This window comes from Methyloceanibacter sp. wino2 (genome assembly GCF_003071365.1).
In the GTDB taxonomy this organism is placed as follows: Bacteria; Pseudomonadota; Alphaproteobacteria; order Rhizobiales; family Methyloligellaceae; genus Methyloceanibacter.
This window is the reverse complement of the sequence record NZ_CP028960.1, coordinates 2475878-2500022: the sequence shown is the minus strand read 5'-3', so window position 1 is coordinate 2500022 and position 24145 is coordinate 2475878. Positions and strand designations below refer to the sequence as shown.

Sequence of the window (24145 nt, the reverse complement as noted above, 5' to 3'; positions counted from 1 at the left end):
GCCCGAGGCTTGTCAGGAAACGTCCGAGACCGGATCGATGACGAGCAGGAGCCGGGTCTCTCCCGACCCGGAGATCGGCGGCGACCGATGGACGATGCCGGTCTCTTCCATGGAGGGCCAGAGCGCTCCGCGGAACAGACCGACGGCGCCTGCCGGGAGTTCGTGGATGACACTCGGATCGCCGCCCGAGCGGACACGCCCGTATTGGGTGCCGCGCCCCCGATAGGTACAAAGCAAGCGCGCGGCGACATTGTCGACATGGAATTTGCGGCAGGCATTGTCGCCGATCACGTCGAGGCGAAGCCGCACCGTGTTTGCGTTCATGATCCGGGCGAAAGTACTCGCAAGCTCGGCGGCATCGCGCGCAAGCGTCGCTCGGCCTTCGCTGGCAGGCACGCCCTGTTCGTCGAAGAGCGCGCACAACGCGTCGTGCACACCATTCGAGGGCACGACAATTCGAACGTCCGGCAGCGAGTCCGGCTCAAGCGTATCGATCCAGGCTTGGAAGTGCGAAGGCAACTCACGCCGCCAGATCGCGGCGGCGCAACCCGGAGACCAAATCTCGTCCAGGACGCCCGCCCTGGCCTGATCGACGACGCGGCACGCAACTGCCGGTGCTCCCTTGCCGCCCGTGCCGCCGCGCGCGTCCACCATTTTTGCCGGACCTGAGGCTTCGGATCGATCCTGGCGCGGATTGGACCGCGCCTCCTGTCCTGGGCGCCCTTCCCTCAGCACGCCAACCGCATCGGCAGCTTGTCCATCCATGACTACTCCTCGGCTATAATGTTATAACATAACTTCCATAGGTGAACGGATCTCCGGCTGTCAAGCAGCCGAGGGCCTCTCGCTGCTCGAAGCCTCAGTCGTTTGGGGGACTTCAGAGAATGTTATGGAGCCATGTGCTCCCGCTCGTCCGCGAACGCCACTTGGGGGGAATCCGGACGCAAAGAAACGCCGCCGTCCAATGCCCGCGCCGGGCGCCGAATGACGATCCCAGATTTCGATCTACGCACGAGACAGCAGGGCGCGCGGCCAGCGCGGCCGCGTCCCCTCAATAACATCGGATCAGCCGATGAGCCGCTGGATCAGATTGACCACGACCAGCAGGATGATCGCACCGAGCGCGGCCGAAACGATTGCGCCGATAACACCGCCGGCGATAGCCAACCGAAGGCCCAGTCTCGGAAACAGCCAGCCCGCGATGAACGCGCCCGCGATACCGATGATGATGTTCCACAACAGGCCGAAGCCTGCGCCCTCGACGATGACGCCGGCCAGCCAGCCAGCGATTGCGCCGATAATCAGGGTTACGAGAATGCCGACGAGATCCATGAGTTTCCTCCCCGTATTGGTGCAGGATCGTTGCCCAGCACGTTCTAAAATAGCAGGGCCGCGGGCCTCCGGCACGCGTAAACGAAAACGGCGAACAGCCTATCGAAACAGATCGCGCGGAGCTGCAGACGATAGAAGATTGCTATCAGGATCGCTTCCCGCCGCCCCTTGAACTATGCCTCGTGCCCCTTAGGTCTATCAGTGAACGCAATCGTTGAGCCCCATGGTCAACGCGCGGAGCAGCTAAAGCTGCTTCGAACGCGCGTTTCAGCGATCCAGGCCGCGTCAAGTAACTCCGGCGGCGTGGGTTGAATTGCCCGAACGGACCATAGTCTCGTTGGGCGTCTCAGAGCCGCGGGCCTGTTCCGGCCCCTCCTGGTGCTCAGGTCGAAATCGCATTGCGACCGAAACTTCGAAGCCGACCGGGCGTTGTCGCGGCTCGCACTCTCGTATGCGCGGAAACGGCCGCATCGCCCGCGAGGTCACAACCGAAAGGAGGACGATATGCATAGAGACAAGAAAACAGGGACTCCGGTCTTGAGCTCGACAGAAGCGCGACAGGCTGAGCGCGTCGGATTGATCTGGGTGCTTGTCGCCTCGTTGGCCTTCCTGGCAATTATCGCCGTCGCCGTTGGAGCCTTCATGCAATAATGCCCCGACCTGATTGCGACGCTATGACCAGCGCCATCCAAACGCGGGGGCCTACGTCGAGCCCGCCAGCGGACGACATAGGCCCGCGAGGCCGAACAGTCAGGCCCGCTAGGTCGAACAGTCAGGTGAAGCGGCCGTTGGCGCCGGTGCCGCCCCGCCGCGACCGACAATCGGCCGCCAATAGTTTTCGGGTGAGGCGTGTGTTGCGCTAAACTCTGGCCGTGTCCCTTCGGCCGTTCCGGAAAACCAGTCGCTCAGCCATGACCATCGTTCCCATCCGTTACGTCGAACCCGTGTACCGCCCGCCGAGCGAAGCGGATTCGTTGATCCTGCCTGTGACGGACGGCTGTTCCTGGAACCGGTGCACATTCTGCGAAATGTACACCGCCCCGCAGAAGCGCTTCCGTCCCCGCAGCGAGGAGGAGGTGCTCGAAAACATCCGGCGCTGCGGCGAAGAACTTGGCGGCGGCATCGAGCGTGTTTTCCTGGCCGACGGCGATGCGTTGACGCTTTCAACCCGCCGCCTCGTGACCATCCTCGAGGCGATCCGCCGCGACATGCCTGGCGTACGCCGCGTGTCGAGCTATTGCCTGCCGCGCAATTTGCGCAAGAAGTCGGCGGCGGAGCTGCGGGAGCTGGCGGAGCTTGGCCTGTCGCTCGTCTATGTCGGGGCGGAATCCGGAGACGACGAAGTGCTGGCGCGGGTCAACAAGGGGGAAACCTTCGCGACGACGCGCGAGGCGCTCGACAAGTTGCAGGAGGCGGGGATCAAACGCTCGGTGATGATCCTCAACGGGCTCGGTGGCGAAGCGCTGTCACGTCAGCATGCGCTGAACTCGGCGGCGTTGATGAACGCAGTACAGCCCGAGTATCTCGCCACGCTTGTCGTGAGCTTCCCGCAAGGCGAGACGCGGCTGCGCGAAAATTTCCCCGACTTCGAGCCGCTCAGCGTGCCGGGCCTGATGCAGGAAATGGAGCTGTTGCTCTCCGAGCTGGAGCTGAGACAGACCATATTCCGCAGCGACCACGCCTCGAATTGGCTGATCCTGAAAGGGACGCTGGGAGCGGACAAGCCGCGGCTGCTGCAGGAATTGCGGGCGGCCATAGCTGCGCCTGAAGCGGCGCCCTTAAGGCCAGCCTGGGCGCGCGGCCTATAGTGCCATAGAAATTTCAGCCCATGCTGGAGCGACGGCCTGACATGCGCCAATTCCCGCCAGAGCGGATTGTCTGCCTGACCGAGGAGACGGTCGAAACGCTTTACCTTCTTGGTGAGCAGGATCGGATCGTGGGCGTGTCCGGCTACGCGGTCAGGCCCCCACAAGTGCGCCGCGAGAAACCGCGCGTCTCGGCCTTCACCTCGGCCGATATTCCGAAGATCCTTGCGCTCGATCCAGATCTGGTTTTGACATTCTCCGATCTTCAGGCGGAGATCGCCGCAGCGTTGATCAAGGCTGGAGTAGCGGTGCATGCCTTCAACCACCGGGATGTCGCCGGCATCCTAGCGATGATCCGGACGCTCGGCGCTCTGGTCGGCGCGACCGACAAGGCGGATCGGCTTGCCCGGCAATACGAGCATCGCCTCAACGAGGTCGCGAACAACGCTCGAGCTGCGGTCAAAGCGAAGGTGTATTTCGAGGAGTGGGACGATCCATGATCAGCGGCATTGGCTGGGTATCTGAACTGATCGAGATCGCCGGCGGACAGGATGTCTTTCCGGAACTCAGGACAAGACAAGCCGCCAAGGATCGAATCGTCGCGCCGCAAGACGTTATCGGCTCGGCGCCGGACGTCATCCTCGCCTCTTGGTGCGGCAAGAAAGTCGTGCCGGATAAAATCAAGCAACGTGCGGGCTGGAGCACGATCCCGGCCGTGCGGAACAACCGCATCGTTGAAATAAAATCGCCGCTCATTCTGCAGCCGGGCCCCGCGGCGCTGACGGACGGCCTCGATGCCATACTCGCAGCGCTGGGAAACGGCAACAGCGTCACTGCGCCGGTAGCGAGGCCAGGTCTATAAATGAAGCGAAAGGTTCTCGTCATCGGGATCGGCGCGGGGAACCCCGACCACCTGACCGTGCAGGCCATCGACGCGCTGAATCGGGCCAGCGTTTTTTTCATCCCCGACAAGGGCGCCGAGAAGAGCGACCTCGCGCAGCTGAGACGCGAGATCATCGAACGCTTCGTGACACGTACGAACTATGAGGTCGTCGGCTTCGACAACCCGGTTCGCGACAGCGCGACCCCAAGCTACCGCCAACGCGTCAGCGACTGGCATGACGCGGTGGAAGACGTCTACAAAACCTTGTTGGCGGAGAGACTGAACGACGGCGAGTGCGGCGCCTTTCTCGCTTGGGGGGACCCCGGCCTCTACGACAGCATCCTGCGCATCTTGGAGAAGATTCGAGCGCGGGGTGATATCGAGCTCGAATACGAGGTCGTTCCCGGGATCACCAGCGTCCAGGCCTTGGCCGCAGCCCATAGGATTCCCATGAACCGCATTGGCGAATCCATCATGATCACCACCGGGCGCAAACTCAAAGAAGGCTTTCCGAGGGTGCAGACAGCGTCATCGTGATGCTCGATGGACAAGCTGCCTTCAAAAACGTCGACGGCGATATGGAAATCTTCTGGGGCGCCTATGTCGGCACCGCCGACGAGATTCTCGTTTCCGGCAAGCTGAGCGACGTGCTCGACGAGATTGAACGTGTCAGACACGAAGCCCGGTCGAAGAAGGGCTGGATCATGGACACGTATCTCTTGCGAAAGCCGCAAACGCGTTGATTGGGACCGGCGATTCATCCCCGCCGGCCCCTCATTCTTCGTAACCTACTCGGCAGCGGCGGTCTGTTGCGGGAGCAGTTCCGGCATTGCGCTTGGCGCACCGGAGTCCCTCTTCGCTTTGGCACCTAGCGGGGGCGCCAAAGAACCACGACGCGGCGGCGTACGGGGATGCTTCGCCAGGCCGTCAATTATTCGAAAACGAGGGAGCGTGAACCAGGAAGCCTTTATGTCGGCTTCTGGCACAAAGCGGAGCGTGCAAGGGGGCTCGAACGAGGTCCGCTATCGGAGCGAAGCAGACCTTCTTCTCCATCGGTTCGACCGACGCCCATTTGTGAGGACACGGCCCGGCATAGACCACGGCAATTTGCTTTCGCTGCGTCGCAGTCTGATCCTGCCAACGCGACACGCGGCATAGGCCTATCTGATTGATCCAAGTGGTAGCGGAGGAGGGACTCGAACCCCCGACACGCGGATTATGATTCCGCTGCTCTAACCGGCTGAGCTACTCCGCCCCAATGCGGCGTGGGTTGAGGCCCACGCATTCCAGATCGTCGGCCTCTTAGACCCCAACTTGGTCTCGCGCTCAAGTAGCGCAGAGAGCGGTAGCGCGAAAAATATGCGCTGAGGTAGGCTGCTAAGCCGATAGCGCAAACAAATAACCTAGCGCTCGGCCAATTGATTCTGAAGGCGGCGATATAGGGACCGCCAGTAATTCAAGTCAAGCATTCTCCGTACCGACACGGCCTTGCGCTGCGGCGCGTCCGGCGCCTCCGCCTTGCCGCCGTTCGCCAGGAACGTCCGCGCGGCCTGCGGGCCAATGGCGAAGCCCGGCTCCTTGACGAAGCGGAGCATGGTGAAAAGCCCGACCGGAAAGAGCGGCTTGCGCTCCACCAGGCGCAGATCCTCGCACGTGAGGACGCGCTCGGGCTCGAACACCGCGTGCCAGCCGATGAGATCGGCGAAATGCGCCAATTTGCGCTCGAGGAACCCGCGCACCCCATGCTCCTGGCTGAAATGGTTGACCAGGATCACCTCGCCGCCGGGCGCGCAGACGCGCTCCAGCTCGCGCATGACTTTGACCGGGTCCGGGACCACGGTCATCACATACATGGCGACAACGGTGTCGAAGCTCTCGTCCGCGAAGCCGAGCGCGCTCGCGTCCATCTCGTGCAGCCCGTCCACGTTGTCGAGCTTCTTCTTGGAGACCTTCCCCATCGCCTTCTCCAGCATCTCGGGAGACAGGTCGATGCCGGTGATGGTCAAGTGCTTGCCGTAAGCCGGCAGCGAAAGCCCCGTGCCCACGCCGACCTCGAGCACGCGGCCCTTGCGCTTATTGATCATCCGCACCGCGTGCTTGCGGCCCGCATCGGCGACTTGGCCGAAGGTGTAATCGTAAACCGGCGCCCAGCGGCGGTAAGCGTGACGGACCGACTCCGTATCCATCGTCGGATGATTGGAAGACAACGCTGAACCCTCCCCGAGGCTATGCCGCTTGCCCGTGCCGCGGCCTAACGCGATTGTACCAAAAACGCCTCGGCCGGCAGCGGCGCCGCCTGAGCCGGGATTGCATCCTTGGTCATAAAAGCTCCCGCGGCGGACTTGATCCAGCCGCCGCCAAGAAGCCGCTCACCGCCGCCATCGGCGGCGTAAAACACACAAGCCTGTCCGGGCGACACGCCCTCCTCGCCGTCCGCGAGCTCCACGAACACGGACCCGTTTTCCGACACGACCGTCGCCGCCTGCAGCGGGCCCGTGGAGCGGATCCGCGCCAGAACCTCGAGGCCGCCGGCAACCGCCGTCTCGAAGGGCTCATCGCCCAGCCAATTAACATCGCGCAGTTCCACGCTCCGCGCCAGCAGCGCTTCCCGCGGCCCCACCACCACCTCGTGACGCGAGGCATCCAGCTTGACCACATAAAGCGGCTCGGCTGCGGCAATCCCAAGGCCGCGGCGCTGGCCGATCGTATAATTGATGATGCCCGTGTGCCGGCCCAGCACCCGCCCGTCCACATGGACGATATTGCCGGCCTCGGCCGCGCCCGGCCGAAGCCGTTCGATCACCTGGGTGTAGCGGCCGGACGGCACGAAGCAAATGTCCTGGCTGTCGGACTTGTCGGCGACGTCGAGGCCGAACTCGCGCGCGAGCGCCCGTGTCTCATCCTTCGGCAGACCGCCTAGGGGAAAGCGCAGGAAGGCGAGCTGCTCCGGCGTGGTGTTGAACAGGAAATAGCTCTGATCGCGATCCTTGTCGGCGGCGCGGTGCAGCTCCCAGGCCTTCTCGCCCGGGAAGCTCTTGATGTAATGGCCCGTGGCAAGCGCGTCGGCGCCCAGCCCACGCGCCGTCTCGAGCAGATCCCGGAACTTGACCGTCTGATTGCAGGAAACGCACGGGACCGGGGTCTCGCCGGACAGATAGCTGTCGGCGAAGGCGCCCATGACCGCCTTCTCGAACTCCCGCTCGTAGTCGAGCACGTAATGCGGAATATCGAGCGCAGCCGCCACGCGGCGGGCGTCCTTGATGTCCTGGCCGGCGCAGCAGGCACCCTTCTTGGCTACGGCCTCGCCATGGTCATACAGCTGCAAGGTGATGCCGACGACGTCGTACCCCTCGCGCTTCAACAGGCCGGCCACGACCGACGAGTCGACGCCGCCCGACATGGCGACGACCACCCGCGTCTCGGACGGACGCCCTGGAAGATGCAAACTGTTAACCATAATTGCTGTTAGGCGCTCTTTCGGATCGATGCGCTTCCGGCTCTCGCCCGTCGGAGCCTGCCGCGCGGGCACCGCAACCTGTAAACTCAGGCGGACGGTCATGCAACGACACCCGGCCTATTGGTGTCTCACAGCCGTCGCCTCGCAGACGCTGCCCTGTCCCCTAATCCCTTGTGACAGTTTGGATAAGTCCAGAAACATAGGCAGCAGGCCCGGCCCGCGCAAGCCAAACGGACAGCAAACGCGGCCAAGTCGCGATTCAAGAAGCTAAGAAACTTTAGACAATTCAGAGAGTTTTGGGGATTTGCTTGCGGGTAATTTTACTGCCCGGCTTAGGCAATTCTTAAATGGGGCGGAGGTAAGGTCCCCCTTGATTGTTGCTCATCGAGTGTTTTGTGAGTGTTGCGTACGATGACTGAACATTACAGGCCGCGTGTCCGATATGTAATCGGGCCGGACGGCAGTCCGCTGACTGTCGCCGACCTACCCCCGAAGAACACCCGCCGCTGGGTCATCCGGCGTAAAGCGGAAGTCGTGGCCGCCGTCCGCGGTGGCCTCTTGAGCCTCGAAGAGGCCTGCGACCGCTATACGCTGACCGTGGATGAATTCCTCAGCTGGCAGCGCTCCATCGACAAGCATGGCCTCGCCGGCCTGCGCGCGACCCGCATTCAGGAATATCGCGGCGGGTAACCCGCTTTTTCCACCCTAGTTCTGAGCATTCTATGGCCGGGCCCGCCCCGGCCATTTTGTTTGGCGACTTCGTCGCTTGACCGCTTCGCGGCGGGGCGATCTGCTAGGGCTGTTGGCCGACCGCCGCTCCGTTCTGCGGCACGCCCAGAACAGGCGGGAACCCCACGTAGAAGATTCGGCACGGCACGGATTCGGCCAAGCTCTCCTTGAACCAGCTCGGCTCGGCGCCCGGCTGATTGACGCCTATCTGATAGTCCTTGTCGAAGAAGCCGACGAAGGACGACAAGTCCGGGTGCAGCCTTTTCATCCCGAGAGATTGGGAAAGTCGTTGCTCTTGTATCGTGTTTTGACATGGAGATCGTACGGGCCCTCATAGGGCTTGATCGTGCCTGAGATGATGTCCGTGTAGATCTTGTCGGACGCGGCCGGGCCTTGCAGCGTGAACGCGGTCGCGCCTTGCGGGTTCTCGAGGGGTATGAAGAGGAACAACGAGGCCTTCCCGCCCAGCTTGGCGGCCTCCTCCTTGCAGATGACCATGTCATTCTTGATCCGGTTCACGGCGCTGATCCGGTTCGAGACCGTGGCCTCGTCGATCTTGTGAAGGATGCCGATGGACTCGATGTTCTGGATCTTGTCGTGCTGGTGCCAATCGATCCGCCCGACTTCGGGGGAGAGCAGCAGCTTCAGATCGTCCTGAACGAAACTGTCGCCCTTCAGCACCGATTTGGTCTCACCGACCCAGGTGACGCCATCCTTCTCGAGTGTCCCGTCGATGCGGACTTTGTATTCGATGTCGCCGCTCTTGTAGATCTCGAGCACCTTGTCCTTCTTGGCCGGATCGACCCGCAGGACATACGCCTTTTCGCCGAGCACCTGCCCTCCGTTCTGGACGGAGCGGATCAGCCCCGCATAGACCCCTTCGATCTTCCGGTCGTCGCGGCTGACATTCTTTTTGACGGCGACCGCCTTCTTGTCGGGCACCGGCACCGCGGGCGGCGCTTCGGCCTTCTTGCCGAAGAGAGTCTCGTAAATCTGGGTATCCAGGTAGCCGAGGAAATTGTCCGTATCGACCTTGGGGAAGGACGTGACGATGACAGCCGCCGCGACCGAGCCCGCGATGCCCAGGATCACTTCGATGAGGATCGCGTCCCGGTTCTTGCTGCTGCGCCTTGCGATAAGGAGCAGAAGAAGCACGAGGACGACGAAAACGATGATCGAAATCATGGGCTAGATATAGACGAAACGGGCTTTCCGGGCAGCCGAACGGCGATGGGGCGCATCGCCGCTTAAATGGGCCCCCGGGCCCAAAAATGCAATTCGGCGGGGGCGCGCTCCTCGGACGGCTTCCCCAGAGGTCAGTCCCGGAAGTTCTCGAACTGGAGCGGCTGCTCGATATCGAGGCCCTTCACGAACTGGATGACCTCCTGCAGGTCGTCGCGCTTCTTGCCGGTGACGCGCAGCTCGTCGCCCTGAATGGCGACCTGGACCTTGATCTTGGAGCCCTTCACTTCCTTGACGATGCGTTTGGCCAGTTCCTTGTCGATGCCTTGGCGCAGTAGCACGTTCTGCCGGACCGACTGACCGGCCGCCTTCTCCACGGCCTGGTAATCGACCACGCCCGGCTCGATCCCCCGCTTGGCGAGATGGCCCTGCAGCAGTTCGTGCATCTGCTTGAGCTTGAGGTCGTCGTCCGCGTGGATGACGATGACGCCCTCGTTCCGCTCGATCTTGGAATTTGAGCCCTTGAAGTCGTACCTCTGGGTCATCTCGCGGGTCATGTTGGCGAGGGCGTTGTCGACGTCGGGCATCTCCGTCTTGGAGACGATATCGAATGAGGGCATGGCGAGACCTCCGCGCGGGGCAAAATTTCTTGTTCGCGCACATCTAACGAAAACCGGCGGTGGAGGTCCACCGCCGGTTCATGTTCTTCAAACTACAGAGTGGCCTCTAGAGGTCACTATCAGCCCGCAGCGCGGGCCACGCCGATCATGCCGAAGCCGGTTTCCGGCTCGACCTCGCGCCCACGATCGGTCTCGCGCCCTTGCAGGGCCTCGATCTTCCGAAGCTCTTCTTCGGCCTCTTCGAGTTCCCCTTTGGCCGCGCTGAGCTTGGCCTCGAGGCCGGCCACCGACACCGCCAGATTGTCCCGGCGCTGCATGGCCGCCTTCGCAAAGGTCGGATAGGCGTAATGATTGACGTCCGAAACGCCGGCGCGCTCTTGCTCGACGGCGATCTGCCGGTCGAGATCCACCGCCATATCGTTGAATTCGGCGATCATGGACTCGATGTCGGCCACCTTGCGGCGCTTCTCGTCGACCTCGAAGCGCTTCAAACGAATGACTCCGTCGCGTGACTTCATACTCAATACCCTCAAGCCTGTTCGGGTCCGCGCATTTTACACGGACGTTACTGTACTGCCACGAGCCGACTGACGGGCGCCCGGCATTCCCCAAGCCAGGTCCCTAAACGGCTTCCAACAAGTCTCAAGGACCGGTTCCCCCCGCCCTTCACGCAAGATCATCGCCGACAGGACTTAAGCGGCGGTAAACCATATGAATTGCATCTAATCGAACATACCGGTCGGAAAAGTCTGCAATCGGGGGGGCTGGGTTAGCGGATTTGGTTAGCACTATCCTGTTGATTAGTTTTTGTTAACTATTGGCCGTTAATTTTTTGATTCGAAATTAACCAATCAGCGTCCGACGTATTGGGTCAGGGGACAGCCAGGATTATGAGAATACGGGGGATTTAAGATGCGGGTTCTTCTGATCGAGGACGACAGCGCCACGGCGCAGAGCATTGAACTAATGCTGCAGTCCGAAGGTTTTAACGTCTACAAGACTGATCTCGGCGAAGAGGGTGTCGATCTCGGCAAGATTTACGACTACGACATCATTCTTCTCGACTTGAACTTGCCAGATATGAGCGGCTACGAGGTCCTGAAGTCCTTGCGGGTCAGCAAGGTAGCGACCCCGATCCTTATCCTTTCGGGCCTCGCAGGCATTGAGGATAAGGTTCGTGGCCTCGGCTTCGGCGCCGACGACTACATGACCAAGCCCTTCCACAAGGATGAGCTGGTGGCGCGGATCCACGCCATCGTGCGCCGCTCCAAGGGCCATGCGCAGTCGGTTATCCAAACCGGCGGCCTCAAGGTTAACCTCGACACTAAAACAGTCGACGTTAACGGCCAGCGGGTCCATCTGACCGGCAAAGAATACCAGATGCTCGAACTGCTCTCCCTCAGGAAGGGCACGACGCTGACCAAGGAGATGTTCCTGAACCATCTCTACGGCGGCATGGACGAGCCGGAACTCAAGATCATCGACGTCTTCATCTGCAAGCTGCGCAAAAAGCTCGCGGCGGCGACAGGCGGAAAGCATTACATCGAGACGGTCTGGGGCCGCGGCTACGTGCTGCGCAACCCCGACGACGAGACGGACACCGGCGAAGCCGCCGCGTAAGTCTTTCGAAGTCTCGATTGTTGGATACGAAGGTGGCCGGGCTTGTCCCGGCCATTTTTGTGCCTGCACGCAGACAGAACGGGACCGGCGCCTAGTCCTTCTTGGGCCCCGAAGCCCTCTCAGTGCGCAAGCCCAAATCCGCGAACTCGGCCAGGAACGCGGACAAGGTCATGCCGCACGCGCGCGCCTTGGCTTCCAGACGGTCGGCCGTCACAGGGTCGAGCCTGACGCTCCGGAACGCGCCGGCCGGTGCACGATCCATGTCAGCAAGTCTGTCCGCTTTGACGCCCTCGGCGCCGTACCCGGCCCCAAGGCGATAGACACCCCCGAGTTGTCCCGAGACCCGCTGGAACTCCGTCGATACCCCCAACGTCGTCTCCGCAGCCCCGAGGACAAGATAGCCGTCGGGAGCGAGCGAACGCGCAAGCTGGCCCAAGACGGAGGTGCGCTGGTCGGCGCCCAAATAGATCAGGACGTTGCGGCACAGGATGATGTCGAAACGGCCGAGCTGCGCGTAGCTGTGCAGCAGATTCTGCGCGCGAAAGTCGACGCGCTCGCGAATTTCGGATTTGACCTGCCAGAGCGGCCCGAACTTCTCGAAGTATTTGATCAGCAGCTTGACGGGCAGGCCCCGCTGAACCTCGAACTGCGAATACTGCCCGGCCTGCGCTTTGCCCAGAACCGCCTGGGAAAAGTCGGTGGCGACGATCTCCACGGACCAGCCGTCCAGCGCCCGGCCCTTTTCGGCCAACAGCATCGCCAGCGAATACGGCTCCTGCCCTGTCGAACACGCGGCGCTCCAGATGCGAAGCCGGCGCACCCCGGCGCGCCGCTCCATGAGCTGCGGCAGCATCACGTCGCCGATATAGGCGAAGCAATCCTTGTTTCTGAAGAAATAGGATTCCGGGACGGCGACGGCCTCGGCCACGCGCTGGCGCAGACGCCCGCTGTCCGGTTGGGACAGAGCCATGGTCAGATGGGTCATCGATGGAAAGTCGAATTCCGTGAGCACGGGGCCGAGCTTCACGGCCACCGCGGCCATGGTGTTTTCTCCGAGCACGGCCCCGGAATGGTCCCGCAGGACCTCGCCGATACGCTGGAACTCGTGCGCTCTCATGCCTGACCTCGCGGCTGCTGTCCCGCGATCAGTTGCCCCACCGCCCTGGCGATTTCGTCCAGAGGAAGGATCGCCGCGCAGGCGCCGGACTTGGCCGCTGCGCTCGGCATGCCCCAAACAATACTCGTGCCGAAATCCTGCGCGATCACGCTGCCGCCCGCATCGGCAATCTGCTTGGCGCCCGTTGCGCCGTCCGTTCCCATCCCGGTGAGCACGATGCCAAGCGTTCGGGTGGCGAAGACCCGGGCCGCACTCTCGAACAGGAGGTTCACCGAGGGACGGTGGAAATTGACCGCAGGTCCCTGCCCGACAGCAATCCGTGGCGGCGCGCCCTGCGCGATCGTCATGTGCCCATCGCCAGGCGCCACATAGATGCGCCCACCGACAATCTCCTGACCGTCGCGCGCTTCTGTGGCCTCGATGCCTGAGACCCGGCCGAGCCGTTCGGCCAGCGCGGCGGTGAACAGCGGCGGCATGTGCTGAGCAACCAGCACGGGGGTTCGACCAAGCGACGGCGCCAGAGCCTTCAACAGGCGGCTGAGCGCCTCCGGCCCGCCGGTGGAACTGCCGATCACGATGGCTTCCGGCGGCCGCGATGAGTAGGCATGCCGCGCGAACTGCTGCGCCGGGCCACCCTCCCGTGGATGGCCTGTGAACCGCGACCGCCATCGCACGAGGCCTCTGACCTTACGCAGCAGCTCTCCGTGGAACTCGGGTAGACCGACGATGTCTCGCTGCGCCTCGGGCTTCGCCAGGAAGTCCACCGCCCCCAGCTCGAGCGCTTTGAGGCTGATTTCGGCATTGCGCCGGGTCTGCGTCGAAATCATCAGCACACGGGCGTCCGGGCAGGCTCGTTTGAGAAGCGGCAACGCTTCCAACCCATCCATCACCGGCATGTCGATATCGAGGATGATCACGTCGGGCGCACAGTGCGCCGCGGCGTCTATGGCCTGCTTCCCGTTAGCGTGGCGGCCGACAACCTCCAAGTCCGCTTCGGATTCAATCCATCGCGCGACAACGCCGCGAAGGACGCCCGAGTCATCCACGATCATGACACGACCGGGATTGGCCACAGGCTGGTATACGCGCCTGCCGCCGGGAGGAGGAGGCGCCTGGTAATTTGGCATATGCGAAACCCTGCCCAAGGCTGCCATGGGCGTCCTAGAGCAATCCGACTTCCTGAAACTTCTCTTCGATGATCTCTCGGTCGAAGGGCTTCATGATGTATTCGTTGGCGCCGGCCGAGATCGCCCGGGTGATGTGCTCCACATCGTTTTCGGTCGTGCAGAAAATGACCTTTGGCTCTTGCCCGCCCGCTTCTTTGCGAAGCGCGACCAGAAACGCGATGCCGTCCATTTCCGGCATGTTCCAGTCGAGCAGGACGGCATCGGGCATCGATGTGCGGCACTGGTCCAGCGCATCCCGCCCATTCTCGGCTTCGGATGTACTGAAACTGAGCGAGTCCAAGATTCGTCTGGCCACTTTGCGAATGACGGCGCTGTCATCCACGACCAAGCAATGTTTCATTGTCTTTCCCCTCAAAGGCATGTCGGGCCCAGCGCCCTCACGCAGCAACTCCGCAGTGGTTGAGATCGAGAACCCGATCCACGTCGAGCACCGTCAGGAGCCCGCCGTCCAACCGGTACACGCCGGCACACAGGCGAGCCCAGCGCGCATCGAGATTCGCCGGCGCGGGCTCAATGCCGGACTCGGCGGTCCACATCGCCTCTCCGGCCTTGTCCCCGATCAGTCCGAACATCTCACCGCCCTTTTCGACGCCGAGCGCGACCATGGGATCGCCGGGCACACGCAAGGGCAGCCCGAGTCTCGTGCGCAGATCCAGCGCGGTGACGATCCGGCCACGCAAATTCAGAAGTCCCATGACCTCGGCGGGCGCCAGCGGCACCGGCGATACGCGGTCGGGGACAAAGACATGTTTGACCCGCGGCAGCGGCACACCGAAAAACTGACCGGCAACGGCGACCGTGACCAATCCATTCGTGAGCGCGTCGGCTTGGTATTCGGATGTCACGCGGCCTCCTCCCTGAACTCGCGCCAGTTCGCGAGCACTTGCATCAGCGACCGTCTGTCGAACTTGCCGACCAGCACATCGAAGCCCGCCAGGCGGCCGGCCTCGGAAAGCCGGGGGCTTTGCTGAGACGACAATCCGATCAGTGGAACCGAATTCCAGGCGGGATCCGTTCTGATAGCGCGCGCAAGCTCGAGCCCATCCATGCCCGGCATCTCGATATCGCTCACGACAATGTCGAAGCGGATGCCTGCCTCCTTGAGGTCGAGCGCCTCCTGGCCCGACGAAGCCGTCGTGACCGCATAGCCGCTGCCGCGAAGCAAAGGCGCAAGCATGTCGCGGAAGAACTGACCGTCATCGACAAGCAACACACGCGGCGGACTATCCGTGCCCGGTGCGAGGCCGGCCCCCTGTTGGCGGAGGATCGAACCGAGATAGTGCGAGACATCGACGATCTCGACAGCCTGGTCGCGCACCACGGCGCTTCCGGCGATACCTTCGCCATCAGACTGCAAGGCAATCGACAATGGCTCTTCGACGATGTCGACGATCTCGTCGACCACGAGACCCGCGACGCGTGAGCCTTCGGAGAAAACAAGCACCGGCAAGATGTCCGCCTGATGCGGCGCTTCGGCCTTGTCGAGGCGCACGAGCGGAAGAAGCCCCCCGCGATACTGAATGACCTGTTGCGCGTCGCATGTCTCGATCGACTTGGCGGGAATCTCTTCGAGCCGGGTGATGAGCGACAGAGGCAAGGCCTTGAGGCCCGGCGAACCGGCCCGGAATAGAAGCATGGCCGTGCGATTGTCGGCCTGCGCCACCGGTGCCGCCGCGATCGTGTCGTCTTCGATCCCCTCCATCGGCCCGATCATCTCGGACAGAGCTCGCGGATCCACGATCATGATGACGCTGCCATCGCCCAGGATCGTCCCGCCGGAATACATCCCGATCGGCCGCAGCAGTTTGCACACCGGCTTCACCACGATCTCCTCCGTCCGGGAGGCGGCGTCGACCAAGATGCCGAAGCGCTGCGTTCCGACGTGCAAGATCACTGCGGTTCCCCCAGCGGCGTTGATGTCGCGCCAGTCCTGCCGGCGCAGATCGAGCTCCGCCGCAAAGTCCAGCAGCGGGATCAGCCTATCGCGCAGGTGAAGAACGGCCGCCCCGTTGATCGTTTCGACGGGGTGCGCCGCGGCGTCGCCAACCCGCACCAGTTCGGCGATGCTGAACTGCGGGATCGCGAACCGCATACCGGCCACATCCACGATAAGCGCCGACATGATCGCAAGCGTCAGCGGAATCCTGATGACAAACGTCGTACCCTTCGGTGACGTTGACGCGAGCGCCACGGTACCACCGATCGATTCGATATTGCTGCGAACCACATCCATGCCGACGCCCCGGCCCGAGATTTCGCTTACGGTCTCCGCGGTCGAGAAGCCCGGCTGAAAAATGAGGTCGTAAATTTCTTCGTCTTGAAGCGCGTCAAGCTCAGCGGTTGTCGCCAATCCGTTGGCAACCGCCTTGCGCCTCACGGCCCCGACATCCAGCCCGCGCCCATCGTCGGAGACTTCGACGACGATGTTGCCCCGCTGCTGCGACGCCTTGAGGGTGATGCGGCCCAACGCCGGCTTTCCGGCTTCGATACGTTCCTCCGGGCTTTCGAGACCATGATCCGCGGCATTGCGCACCATGTGCGTAAGCGGATCCTTGATCGCCTCAAGAACCTGCCGGTCGAGCTCGGTATCGCCGCCCGACATCGTGATCTCCATCGGCTTGCCGAGCTCGGTGGAGAGCGTGCGGACAATCACCGGCAGCTTCTGCCATGCGTTGGCGATGGGCTGCAGGCGCGCCTTCATGATCGCGTCCTGGAGTTCGACGGTGACAGAGGACAAACGCTGCAGCGGCGCCGCGAAGGCCGGCTCATCCGCATGCGTCGCGACATCCATCAGCTGATTGCGGGCGAGCACGAGCTCGCTCACCGTCGTCATCAGGGTTTCCAGCGTATCGACGGCGACCCGAACGGTCTGAACGCGCAGCGCCCTCGGCTGAACCTCGGCACTCGGCCGATCTTCGGAAATCACCTCGGCAGCCATGTCCACGGCAGGGGACGCATCGAGAGGCTGCGCCGGATCCGCAGCCTGGACCAAGTCCTCCTGCCAGGCGCGTTCCAATGCATCGAGGTGATTGTGGACAGGCGACGCAGGCGAGGTGTCCGGACCAGCGTCCGCATTGATGGTCCCGATATCACCCTCGGCCAGCGCCGTGAGCGCTTGGATCAGGTCGTCGTCGTTCCCCTCGGGCTCGGTCCCGTCGCGGCCGAGTACGGCGAGAATCTGTTTGAGCCGCTCGAGACTGGCGAGAACGATCGTGACACCGGCCGACGAGACGGGCGCACCGTCCCGATACCCGCTCATGAGCGCTTCGACCGCGTGCGCGAGCTTGGCTATCCGTGGCAGATCGAAGAAACCGCACGTGCCCTTGATCGTGTGGGCCACGCGGAAGATCGTTTTGAGCATCTCCGCGTCGTTCGGGTCCGCTTCAAAGCGCACGAGACACGCGTCCAGCTCTTCAAGCTGCTCGCCTGTCTCGACCAGAAACTCGCCTAGGAGATCGTCCATGACTCAACCCCAGCGCGAATCGCCGGTGATTCACGCTGCCCAAACCCCAAGAAATACTGGGCGGATTGTCTGTGATTCCTGGTTTACGGTCCGTTGACGGCCTAATGACCGCCCGCACGCCGAGATAGACGGCAGTGCGAAAACCCGTCCTGGAGATCCTAGCGCGCCTGAAAGACGACTTCGTCCTCGCCGGACGTCGTGGTGACGGTCATCCCGGCTGCCTGCGCCACCCGCGCGGCATAATAGGGCTGGATCGAATGGGCATCGACCTCTCCCGCGGCATCGCCGGTGAGCAGCGCGGCGACCTGGTCGCTAAGACGCGCGGCCTTACCCGTCGATGTCACCGTGAAGGACACATCTGGACCATCGCCGGAGATGACAGCTCGGATTTGGCCACCGCGGGGCAGCGCCACGACCCCGAGCCCGACCAGGTTGAGCAACAGCTTGACCTTGTTCTTAGGCAGAATAAGCGCGGGCCCGTCCCAAACGAGTTGATGCTTCTCGCTCGTCTGAACGAACGCCTGCGCCACTTTCTCCGCATCGCGGGTGTCGATCTCGGCGCCCGCCGATCCTGCCGCGCCGAACGCGATCCGGGCAAACTGAAGCTTGGCGGAGGCTTGGGTTGCGCTCTTCAGGATCAGATCCATCGCCGCCGCGCGCATCTCGTCGTCCGGCTCCTCGGCCAACATCTCCAAACCGTTGGAAATGGCGGAAACCGGATTGATGATGTCGTGGCAGATACGGCTGGAAACCAGCGCCGTAAGGTCGAGATCGCCGAGCGCGATCGGCTCCGACATGGCTTTCTCCTTGTCGCGTCCGCAGTGGCGCTGCGGAGTTATCATGGCCAGGCCACGAATTTCTGTTACACGAAGGGCGCAATCATCTCGAACGCACACGCAGACCGAATCACAGCCCTTTGGAGCATCTTGCCTTGTCAGCACCAAGACACACAACAGCGGCTCTTGCCGAGCCGGCGACCGTCTTCGATCTTCGCGCCGCCGCACAAGTTCTAACCGACGCGGCAGCGAAGGCCGGGGCCGCGATCATGGCCCACTACGGTGCAACGGACGAGATCGACTACAAGGAAGACAACTCTCCGGTGACGCAGGCGGACCGGGACGCCAACGACATTCTCGAGGCTGCGCTCCGCGACTTCGCGCCGTCCATCCCGGTCGTATCCGAGGAAACGGCGACGGACCGCAAGGCGCCACTGGGCCGTACCTTCTTCCTCGTGGACCCTCTGGACGGCACCAAGGAATTCATCAAGAAGCGCTCCGACTTCACCGTCAATGTCGGCCTGATCGAGGACGGGTTTCCGTGCTTCGGCATTGTGTACGCGCCCGCGCGCGGCCTTCTCGCCGTCACAGTCGCCGACGGCGTTGCCATCGAGGCGTCGATGCCGCCGAGCGCGGCCGGCGCCGACCTGGACGTGCTGACCCAGAAGCGCCTGCACGCAAGGGCCGCGGATCCCGCGGCCGTTACGGCCCTCGTCAGCCTGTCTCACCTGGACGCAAAGACCGAGGAGTTCCTGGAAGGGTTCTCCGTCGCGGAGCGCTCCGGCGCCGGATCGTCCGTGAAGTTCCTGGAAATCGCCCGCGGCAATGCGGACGTTTATCCGCGCCTCGCGCCCACGATGGAATGGGATACGGCGGCGGGCCAGGCCGTGCTGGAAGCGGCCGGCGGCCATGTCGTGGACATGAAGGGCGCGCGCTTCGCCTACGGCAAATCGGATGCCGGGCTGAAAAACGGCAGCTTCGTCGCCTGGGGACGCACCGTCTTAACGCCCCGGTAAGCCTTCCACCGTTTGGTAACGCTTTCGGTCAACAATTGCGGTTGAGGCATTTGCCTCTTCGTGTCCGGCGGCAACGCCGGCGCCCGCGTCCGGGGGCATTAGTCATGCGTATTACCAGCATCGCGATCGCCGCTCTTTCGGCGATCCTTGCAAACTTTGTTCTGGCACCGGAATCACAGGCGCAAAATGCCGCCTACGGCGCATCGGCCGGCTCGATGCCGGTTCCGAACGCGCCCGTGAACGGTGCCTACCAGCCGACGAAATCCTATGTGCCGGAGCCGGGATCGAACACCGCGGCCACCCCGGCCGTTGGGGGCTATGATCCCAACGCCGTCCCGCCGCCGACCTATCAGCAGCAGCCCGCCCAGACCGGCCAGACCCAAACCGGCCAGACCTATGTCGCGGCCAGCGGCTATGCCTCCGAGAGACTGGATGGCGCCGACGGATTCTCGGCCGAGGAGATCAAGGGGGCGGGTCACCGCTTCTTCGGCAAGGTCTCGTCGGGCTTCGCAAGCGCCGTCGAATACACATTCCAGAAGTCAGGCCGGCCCAACGGCTATATCACCGGTGAAGAGGCAGGCGGCGCGTTCGTCGCGGGCCTGCGCTACGGCGAAGGCACGCTTCACACGCCGGATGGCGGTCAGTACCGCGTGTTCTGGCAGGGCCCGTCGCTAGGCTATGATTTCGGCGCCGAAGGCTCCAAGACCATGGTTTTGGTCTACAATCTTCACAATCCTAATGAGATCTACAACAGATTCGCCGGGATCGACGGCTCCGCCTATCTGGTGGGCGGCGTGGGCGTCACCTATCTGGCCCGGGACGACGTCGTCGTCGCCCCCATACGCTCCGGCGTCGGCCTTAGACTTGGCGCAAATGTCGGCTACTTGAAGTATACTCGCCAGCCGACCTGGAATCCGTTCTAATTTGGCGCTAATGAAGCTGTAGCGTTGGTCTTGCGGGTCTCGGATCATCGGGCGCGTAAAGGCTGTGCCGTGGGCGAATTGCTCGTGGCTAACGCGAAAGGCTCGGCGCAACACGCCGGCGGCGGCACGAGGGGCAGATAGGGCATTGCACCGCAACGCCCGTTCGGAGCGCTTACGCGGCTCCAATTTCAAGGAACAAAAGGCCTTGATGATCGAGTGGTTCATGTTCGGGGCGTTGGGCTTCTTCTTGGGATGCCTGCTCGGCCTCATGCTTGCGCCCCCATTGTGGAACCGCGCCGTCAAGCTCACCACGCGCCGGCTCGAAGCCACCATGCCCATGACGCTCGCCGAGATTCAGGCCGACAAGGACCAGATCCGCGCCGACTTCGCCATCCAGCTGCGCAAGGTGGAGGTGGCCCTCGAAAAGTCGAAGGAGAAAGCCGCACGCGAACTGATCGAGGCCAACAAGCGCCGGGTCGAGATCCAGAAGCTGAACGGGAATCTGGAGGCCGCCCAGGGCGAACTGCACGAGGCCGAGAACGCCAACCGCGTCCTGCAGCAGACCATCAAGCGGCGCCTGCCCGATCTCGACGCCCGGCTCAAGGCCGCGAAGAAGGCGCTGTCCGATCTGGAAACTGTGAATGCGGAGCTTCGCACGACCGTCGCCTCCCAGTCAGACGCGTTGAAGATCGCCCGCGGGACCGTCCACAACCAACGTGCCGATATCGACCAGCTGCGCATGTCGCTCGAGAGCGGCAGTGCGGCCGGGCGCGGCTCCGCCAAGAACGACGCCCGCGCCGTGGCTGAGAGCCAGCGCCTCGCAGCGGAACTGTCCCGGGCCAAAGAGGAACTGGAGCGTGTGCGCACCAGCAGCGACGAGATCGCCTTCCTGCGCCGTGAGCTCAACCACCTCGCCTCGCAAATTCTCAGCGCCGCACGGACACAGCCCCCGGCCTGGCAGAGCGCGGCGGCCGCGCAGGCTGCGGTCCAGAACGAGCCCGAGCAAGAGTCCGAACTCGACGTGGCTGTCGAAGACGAGACCCCCGCGATGCCCGAACCCGTGGCCTATGCCGGCAACGGCGCAGCCGAACCCGCCACACAGTTCGAAGGAACGGCCTACGCCGAAAGTCCGGAGCAACAGGCTCCCTACGTGGACGAACAGGCCGAGGAGACCTACGCGTCCGAAGAGAATTATGCGGCCGAGCTCGGCCAATACGTCGAAGCCGGCCATGAGGCCCAAGAAGCCGAGGCCGAGACCGCCTATCAGGCCGAGGAAGCCCAGCCGGCCGAGCCCATTCAGGAGGAACGGGACTACGCCGGCGAGCTCTTCAACGGCGAGGACGAGTACGAGGTCGAAGAGGACTACGAAACCTACGAGATCCAAGGACACTACGCTTCCCAGGGCGACGACGAAGGAGAAGCGGAAGAGGACGCCGGCGAAGACGAGCACGGAGAGGCCGTGGAAGAGACGGCCGGCGAGCACGAAGACGAGGCACAAGGCCTCTCCAGGCGCTTTGCCGCACGGCGCGCCAAGCGCCAATCTCAGAAGTCAGGCGGGAGCCTCACCAGCCGGCTTCGCGGCCTTGTAGCGGACAGCCCCGAGAAGCGCGGCTAGCGCGTGCGCCTGTCGCGCCGACTAGGGCGCCGTACGCAAGAACGCACGCGTCCCGTTCTCGAGACGCAGCGCCGTCAGAGAGCCCGAAAAGACCGCGCCCGTATCGATCCCGATCCTGTTCGGCCGAACCACCGGTGTACGCTCCGGCGTGTGCCCGTGCACCACGATCTTCCCGAACGGCTCCTCGCTATCCAGGAACTCGTGCCTAATCCATAGGAGATCCTGCGGCACCTGTCGGTCGAGAGGCACGCCGGGGCGCAGCCCCGCATGCACGAACACATAATCTCCGACGACGCATTTGAGTTCGAGGGTCGTGAGGAAGCGCAAGTGAGCCTCCGGCAGCGCTTCCAGGAAGGCCTCCCGCCACGCCATCGGCGGCGCGTGGCGGTCTTGGAGGCCGTCGATGTCCACACCGTAGGACCGCAAGGTCTGCTCGCCGCCATTGCGAAGCCACCCATCGAGCGACGATGGATCGTCGAGAAAATCCAGCAGAAACTGTTCGTGGTTGCCCTTGAGAAAGTGCGTGTCGAAGCCGGGAGGAAGGTCCGCGCTCAAGAGCTCGATCACACCACGGCTGTCCGGCCCCCGGTCCACATAGTCGCCGAGAAAGACCAGCGTCTTCGCGGCCGTCCCCGCAGCCGCGGCATCGCTCTCGATCAGCGCCAGCAATTCGGTCAGGAGATCGGAGCGGCCATGGATGTCGCCGATCGCGTAGACGACTTGCCCGTCGGGAATTGTCGTGGTCACGAGATCAGACGCCGCCGCCGTGGCCTGCCGCCAGTTCCTGGTAGAGCCGTGCCGGGAAGCTGAACACCGTGCTCACGCAGTCGGCTTTCAGTCCGATGAACAGAACGGTCCCCCCGTCCCGCATCTGATCGTCCTCGGTGATGACATAGAGTGTATCGATGCGCAGCGGAGGCAGCCCCTTTTCGAGCGCGGCTCGCTTCTCGAACGCCTCTAGGCTCGGGCCTCCGTATTGGTCGAAGGTCGCGTGAACCCGCGCGATGGCCGTGCGAATGTCGCTTTCGGTCTTGCACGGGACAGTCGCAATTTTCGGTCCGTCCCCGCCGTAATAGGTCGTGCCGTGCGATTGCACGAGCGGACCGAACTTGTCGGACGTGGCCTTGAAGGCCGCAAATCCCAGCAAGATCAGTGCAAGCACCAGTCCCGCAGAGATTTTCGCCCACATTGGCATCGCCTGGATCCTCCCACGCCTCGGCCGCCCTCCCGCTGGAGGGCGCGCTTTGACGATCGTGAGATCGAGGCTGGTCCGCGTTATATCGCGGTGTCGACCTCGCAAATCACAGTATCACGATGCCCGCATTCCGGCATCTTCCAGGCGATCACTTCGCCCGTCCGAGTGTCGACGATCGGCACCGGGCAGGCGACGCGCCAGAAGCGGTAGCTGGAGCTCCTATGGGCTTGATCCCATTCAACGCCCAGCATGAGGCTCGCTCTCTGGCAGCGCTGCTGGTTGAAGGGCTGGGCCGCCGCGCCCATGGCTTCGGACTGGTCGTACAGTTGGACCTCCTGACGCCGGCACTGCATCATCGAGTTTTCGATGGCCCAGGTACGGTTTTCGTAGCCGGTCCACTTGGAGTTGATGTCATGTTGCTCGGCTGGGAGCATGACGGTTTTGCAGACGATCAGAACGACTGCGGATGGCATCGGTACGGGCATGGCTCAGGCTCCCCTTTCCAGATTTGCGCCATCGAAGGGCGTTACCCAGCTCGCGGTCCAAGCGAGCACCGAGTCTTCGGCGAACCGCAGCCCCGCGAGCATGAACAGGCTGCCCCGCACATTGGCGGTCTTCTCGACCTCCACTGCGGCCACGCCGATGTAACGGCCGCACACTTCGGCGCCGGCGGCTTTGTTCACCTGATTGACGGCAATCGTTTCCGTGTGGCCGGCGGCGATAGACCGGGCAAGCGCCACCGCCTGGGATTCGGATTGGCATAGGACGGCGTTGAGCTTCGCTGGCGCCGCCGTCGGTGACTGGGCTAGAGCCTGAACGGGTAGAATCAGGCTCGCCAGTACGGCAAGGGTCAGTGTCTTAGGCATTGGGCCCCCTCTCAAGGTTGCACGAACGCCACTCCTCAGGGTCCGTTTGGACCTGCACCTCCCGAAACTCAACTCGACCGGTTGGAACTCTTCTGTCCGCATGGCCTACCGATGTTGCATCGCACCATCGGCCCGCTTGACTTCACAAGCTTGCAAGGGTCTTCGCAAGACCCGTGCTAGTTTCGACCATGTAGGGCACCCTGCGTCAGAATGCCCAAAATCAGCGGTTTTACATGCATTTCGAAGTCCCTGCGACCCGGTTGGAAGTGCCGGATTTTCAAGGCTTTCGCCTCTCCACCGACCTTCCGGATAAATGCTGCACCGCAAAAAACTGATTCGCAAGAGTGTCATAAGCCTAG

26 protein-coding genes, 1 tRNA gene and 1 pseudogene are annotated in these 24145 nt (G+C 63.0%); 9 read left to right on the top strand and 19 right to left on the bottom strand.

What is annotated here, in order from left to right; translation table 11 throughout:
- Nucleotides 1–12: 12 nt before the first annotated feature.
- Together DCY11_RS11790 and DCY11_RS11785 are read right to left on the bottom strand one after the other, a co-directional pair.
- Nucleotides 13–765 (bottom strand): DUF1826 domain-containing protein, encoded by a 753-nt coding sequence (locus DCY11_RS11790; protein WP_208430460.1) that lies wholly within the window; start codon nt 763–765, stop codon nt 13–15.
- 300 nt (nt 766–1065) lie between these two features.
- Nucleotides 1066–1332: a GlsB/YeaQ/YmgE family stress response membrane protein gene (locus tag DCY11_RS11785; RefSeq protein ID WP_045368290.1), complete on the bottom strand. Its 267-nt coding sequence runs from the start codon at nt 1330–1332 to the stop codon at nt 1066–1068.
- A gap of 911 nt (nt 1333–2243) precedes the next feature.
- On the opposite strand from DCY11_RS11785, the gene DCY11_RS11780 reads away from it, so the two are divergent.
- From DCY11_RS11780 to DCY11_RS16190, 4 genes and pseudogenes are all read left to right on the top strand, one after another.
- Complete coding sequence (locus DCY11_RS11780) at nt 2244–3140, top strand: radical SAM protein (protein ID WP_108683042.1); 897 nt, start codon at nt 2244–2246, stop codon at nt 3138–3140.
- 41 nt (nt 3141–3181) lie between these two features.
- Nucleotides 3182–3999 (top strand): annotated as a pseudogene (locus DCY11_RS11775) (cobalamin-binding protein).
- On the top strand, nt 4000–4557 hold the full coding sequence (gene cobF / locus DCY11_RS11770; protein WP_371515007.1) for a precorrin-6A synthase (deacetylating): 558 nt from the start codon (nt 4000–4002) through the stop codon (nt 4555–4557).
- Complete coding sequence (locus DCY11_RS16190) at nt 4554–4763, top strand: hypothetical protein (RefSeq protein WP_371515006.1); 210 nt, start codon at nt 4554–4556, stop codon at nt 4761–4763. The genes cobF and DCY11_RS16190 overlap by 4 nt, the downstream gene beginning before the upstream one ends.
- Nucleotides 4764–5198: 435 nt before the next feature.
- Here the strand turns inward: DCY11_RS16190 and DCY11_RS11765 are convergent.
- The 3 genes from DCY11_RS11765 to mnmA all read right to left on the bottom strand — a co-directional run bounded on the left by DCY11_RS11765 (nt 5199) and on the right by mnmA (nt 7477).
- Nucleotides 5199–5275, bottom strand: a tRNA-Met gene (locus tag DCY11_RS11765).
- Nucleotides 5276–5423: 148 nt separating this feature from the next.
- A complete protein-coding gene (locus tag DCY11_RS11760; protein ID WP_245409353.1) occupies nt 5424–6227 on the bottom strand; it encodes a class I SAM-dependent methyltransferase in 804 nt (267 codons plus the stop codon).
- A gap of 44 nt (nt 6228–6271) precedes the next feature.
- Nucleotides 6272–7477 carry a tRNA 2-thiouridine(34) synthase MnmA gene (mnmA, locus tag DCY11_RS11755; protein WP_108683040.1) on the bottom strand — a complete coding sequence of 402 codons (1206 nt, stop codon included), beginning with the start codon at nt 7475–7477 and terminating at the stop codon, nt 6272–6274.
- A 411-nt stretch (nt 7478–7888) separates the two neighbouring features.
- Here mnmA and DCY11_RS11750 point away from each other — a divergent pair, with 411 nt between their 5' ends.
- Nucleotides 7889–8167, top strand: coding sequence for a DUF1153 domain-containing protein (locus tag DCY11_RS11750; protein WP_045368324.1), 279 nt, complete (start codon nt 7889–7891; stop codon nt 8165–8167).
- 103 nt (nt 8168–8270) lie between these two features.
- Here DCY11_RS11750 and DCY11_RS11745 read toward each other — a convergent pair whose 3' ends face one another.
- From DCY11_RS11745 to DCY11_RS11730, 4 genes are all read right to left on the bottom strand, one after another.
- Nucleotides 8271–8474 (bottom strand): hypothetical protein, encoded by a 204-nt coding sequence (locus tag DCY11_RS11745; protein WP_108683039.1) that lies wholly within the window; start codon nt 8472–8474, stop codon nt 8271–8273.
- A complete protein-coding gene (locus tag DCY11_RS11740; protein ID WP_108683038.1) occupies nt 8471–9391 on the bottom strand; it encodes a hypothetical protein in 921 nt (306 codons plus the stop codon). Before DCY11_RS11740 ends, DCY11_RS11745 begins: the two co-directional genes overlap by 4 nt.
- 131 nt (nt 9392–9522) lie before the next feature.
- Nucleotides 9523–10008 (bottom strand): YajQ family cyclic di-GMP-binding protein, encoded by a 486-nt coding sequence (locus DCY11_RS11735; protein ID WP_108683037.1) that lies wholly within the window; start codon nt 10006–10008, stop codon nt 9523–9525.
- Between the two features lie 119 nt (nt 10009–10127).
- On the bottom strand, nt 10128–10526 hold the full coding sequence (locus tag DCY11_RS11730; protein WP_069443192.1) for a flagellar export protein FliJ: 399 nt from the start codon (nt 10524–10526) through the stop codon (nt 10128–10130).
- A 394-nt stretch (nt 10527–10920) separates the two neighbouring features.
- Between DCY11_RS11730 and ctrA the strand changes: the two genes are divergently transcribed.
- Nucleotides 10921–11628 carry a response regulator transcription factor CtrA gene (gene ctrA / locus DCY11_RS11725; protein WP_045368334.1) on the top strand — a complete coding sequence of 236 codons (708 nt, stop codon included), beginning with the start codon at nt 10921–10923 and terminating at the stop codon, nt 11626–11628.
- A 91-nt stretch (nt 11629–11719) separates the two neighbouring features.
- On the opposite strand, the gene DCY11_RS11720 is transcribed toward ctrA, so the two are convergent.
- The 6 genes from DCY11_RS11720 to chpT form a co-directional block, all read right to left on the bottom strand.
- Entirely contained in the window at nt 11720–12745 is a 1026-nt protein-coding gene (locus DCY11_RS11720) for a protein-glutamate O-methyltransferase CheR (protein ID WP_108683036.1), read from the bottom strand.
- Nucleotides 12742–13797, bottom strand: a complete 1056-nt coding sequence (locus tag DCY11_RS11715) for a chemotaxis response regulator protein-glutamate methylesterase (RefSeq protein WP_245409521.1) — start codon at nt 13795–13797, stop codon at nt 12742–12744. Before DCY11_RS11715 ends, DCY11_RS11720 begins: the two co-directional genes overlap by 4 nt.
- Before the next feature lie 109 nt (nt 13798–13906).
- Complete coding sequence (locus DCY11_RS11710) at nt 13907–14272, bottom strand: response regulator (protein WP_108683034.1); 366 nt, start codon at nt 14270–14272, stop codon at nt 13907–13909.
- A gap of 37 nt (nt 14273–14309) precedes the next feature.
- Nucleotides 14310–14777 carry a chemotaxis protein CheW gene (locus tag DCY11_RS11705; protein WP_108683033.1) on the bottom strand — a complete coding sequence of 156 codons (468 nt, stop codon included), beginning with the start codon at nt 14775–14777 and terminating at the stop codon, nt 14310–14312.
- Entirely contained in the window at nt 14774–17395 is a 2622-nt protein-coding gene (locus DCY11_RS11700; protein ID WP_108683032.1) for a chemotaxis protein CheW, read from the bottom strand. Before DCY11_RS11700 ends, DCY11_RS11705 begins: the two co-directional genes overlap by 4 nt.
- A 158-nt stretch (nt 17396–17553) precedes the next feature.
- Complete coding sequence (gene chpT / locus DCY11_RS11695; protein WP_108683816.1) at nt 17554–18192, bottom strand: histidine phosphotransferase ChpT; 639 nt, start codon at nt 18190–18192, stop codon at nt 17554–17556.
- 134 nt (nt 18193–18326) lie between these two features.
- Here chpT and cysQ point away from each other — a divergent pair, with 134 nt between their 5' ends.
- The 3 genes from cysQ to DCY11_RS11680 all read left to right on the top strand — a co-directional run bounded on the left by cysQ (nt 18327) and on the right by DCY11_RS11680 (nt 21725).
- Nucleotides 18327–19187, top strand: a complete 861-nt coding sequence (gene cysQ, locus DCY11_RS11690; protein ID WP_159079986.1) for a 3'(2'),5'-bisphosphate nucleotidase CysQ — start codon at nt 18327–18329, stop codon at nt 19185–19187.
- 104 nt (nt 19188–19291) lie between these two features.
- Nucleotides 19292–20110: a DUF1134 domain-containing protein gene (locus DCY11_RS11685; protein WP_245409352.1), complete on the top strand. Its 819-nt coding sequence runs from the start codon at nt 19292–19294 to the stop codon at nt 20108–20110.
- Nucleotides 20111–20318: 208 nt separating this feature from the next.
- The gene (locus tag DCY11_RS11680; protein WP_108683030.1) at nt 20319–21725 is read left to right on the top strand and encodes a hypothetical protein; all 1407 of its coding nucleotides are present in this window, start codon (nt 20319–20321) and stop codon (nt 21723–21725) included.
- Nucleotides 21726–21746: 21 nt separating this feature from the next.
- Here the strand turns inward: DCY11_RS11680 and DCY11_RS11675 are convergent, their stop codons facing one another.
- The 4 genes from DCY11_RS11675 to DCY11_RS11660 all read right to left on the bottom strand — a co-directional run bounded on the left by DCY11_RS11675 (nt 21747) and on the right by DCY11_RS11660 (nt 23786).
- Nucleotides 21747–22472 carry a metallophosphoesterase family protein gene (locus tag DCY11_RS11675; RefSeq protein ID WP_108683029.1) on the bottom strand — a complete coding sequence of 242 codons (726 nt, stop codon included), beginning with the start codon at nt 22470–22472 and terminating at the stop codon, nt 21747–21749.
- A gap of 4 nt (nt 22473–22476) precedes the next feature.
- The gene (locus DCY11_RS11670; protein WP_108683028.1) at nt 22477–22914 is read right to left on the bottom strand and encodes a hypothetical protein; all 438 of its coding nucleotides are present in this window, start codon (nt 22912–22914) and stop codon (nt 22477–22479) included.
- 86 nt (nt 22915–23000) lie between these two features.
- Nucleotides 23001–23405, bottom strand: coding sequence for a hypothetical protein (locus tag DCY11_RS11665; protein ID WP_108683027.1), 405 nt, complete (start codon nt 23403–23405; stop codon nt 23001–23003).
- Between the two features lie 3 nt (nt 23406–23408).
- Nucleotides 23409–23786, bottom strand: coding sequence for a hypothetical protein (locus DCY11_RS11660; protein WP_108683026.1), 378 nt, complete (start codon nt 23784–23786; stop codon nt 23409–23411).
- Nucleotides 23787–24145 lie beyond the last annotated feature (359 nt).

Bases quoted from the DNA above. Each gene is read 5' to 3' on its own strand.
- DCY11_RS11785 (WP_045368290.1), bottom strand. From the start codon at position 1,332: ATGGATCTCGTCGGCATTCTCGTAACCCTGATTATCGGCGCAATCGCT.
- DCY11_RS11660 (WP_108683026.1), bottom strand. From the start codon at position 23,786: ATGCCTAAGACACTGACCCTTGCCGTACTGGCGAGCCTGATTCTACCC.
- DCY11_RS11670 (WP_108683028.1), bottom strand. From the start codon at position 22,914: ATGTGGGCGAAAATCTCTGCGGGACTGGTGCTTGCACTGATCTTGCTG.
- mnmA (WP_108683040.1), bottom strand. From the start codon at position 7,477: ATGGTTAACAGTTTGCATCTTCCAGGGCGTCCGTCCGAGACGCGGGTG.
- DCY11_RS11710 (WP_108683034.1), bottom strand. From the start codon at position 14,272: ATGAAACATTGCTTGGTCGTGGATGACAGCGCCGTCATTCGCAAAGTG.
- ctrA (WP_045368334.1), top strand. From the start codon at position 10,921: ATGCGGGTTCTTCTGATCGAGGACGACAGCGCCACGGCGCAGAGCATT.
- DCY11_RS11790 (WP_208430460.1), bottom strand. From the start codon at position 765: ATGGATGGACAAGCTGCCGATGCGGTTGGCGTGCTGAGGGAAGGGCGC.
- DCY11_RS11720 (WP_108683036.1), bottom strand. From the start codon at position 12,745: ATGAGAGCGCACGAGTTCCAGCGTATCGGCGAGGTCCTGCGGGACCAT.
- DCY11_RS11750 (WP_045368324.1), top strand. From the start codon at position 7,889: ATGACTGAACATTACAGGCCGCGTGTCCGATATGTAATCGGGCCGGAC.
- DCY11_RS11700 (WP_108683032.1), bottom strand. From the start codon at position 17,395: ATGGACGATCTCCTAGGCGAGTTTCTGGTCGAGACAGGCGAGCAGCTT.
- DCY11_RS11735 (WP_108683037.1), bottom strand. From the start codon at position 10,008: ATGCCCTCATTCGATATCGTCTCCAAGACGGAGATGCCCGACGTCGAC.
- DCY11_RS11780 (WP_108683042.1), top strand. From the start codon at position 2,244: ATGACCATCGTTCCCATCCGTTACGTCGAACCCGTGTACCGCCCGCCG.
- DCY11_RS11715 (WP_245409521.1), bottom strand. From the start codon at position 13,797: ATGATCGTGGATGACTCGGGCGTCCTTCGCGGCGTTGTCGCGCGATGG.
- DCY11_RS11680 (WP_108683030.1), top strand. From the start codon at position 20,319: ATGATCGAGTGGTTCATGTTCGGGGCGTTGGGCTTCTTCTTGGGATGC.
- DCY11_RS11740 (WP_108683038.1), bottom strand. From the start codon at position 9,391: ATGATTTCGATCATCGTTTTCGTCGTCCTCGTGCTTCTTCTGCTCCTT.
- DCY11_RS11665 (WP_108683027.1), bottom strand. From the start codon at position 23,405: ATGCCCGTACCGATGCCATCCGCAGTCGTTCTGATCGTCTGCAAAACC.
- chpT (WP_108683816.1), bottom strand. From the start codon at position 18,192: ATGTCGGAGCCGATCGCGCTCGGCGATCTCGACCTTACGGCGCTGGTT.
- DCY11_RS11685 (WP_245409352.1), top strand. From the start codon at position 19,292: ATGCGTATTACCAGCATCGCGATCGCCGCTCTTTCGGCGATCCTTGCA.
- DCY11_RS11745 (WP_108683039.1), bottom strand. From the start codon at position 8,474: ATGAAAAGGCTGCACCCGGACTTGTCGTCCTTCGTCGGCTTCTTCGAC.
- cobF (WP_371515007.1), top strand. From the start codon at position 4,000: ATGAAGCGAAAGGTTCTCGTCATCGGGATCGGCGCGGGGAACCCCGAC.
- DCY11_RS11730 (WP_069443192.1), bottom strand. From the start codon at position 10,526: ATGAAGTCACGCGACGGAGTCATTCGTTTGAAGCGCTTCGAGGTCGAC.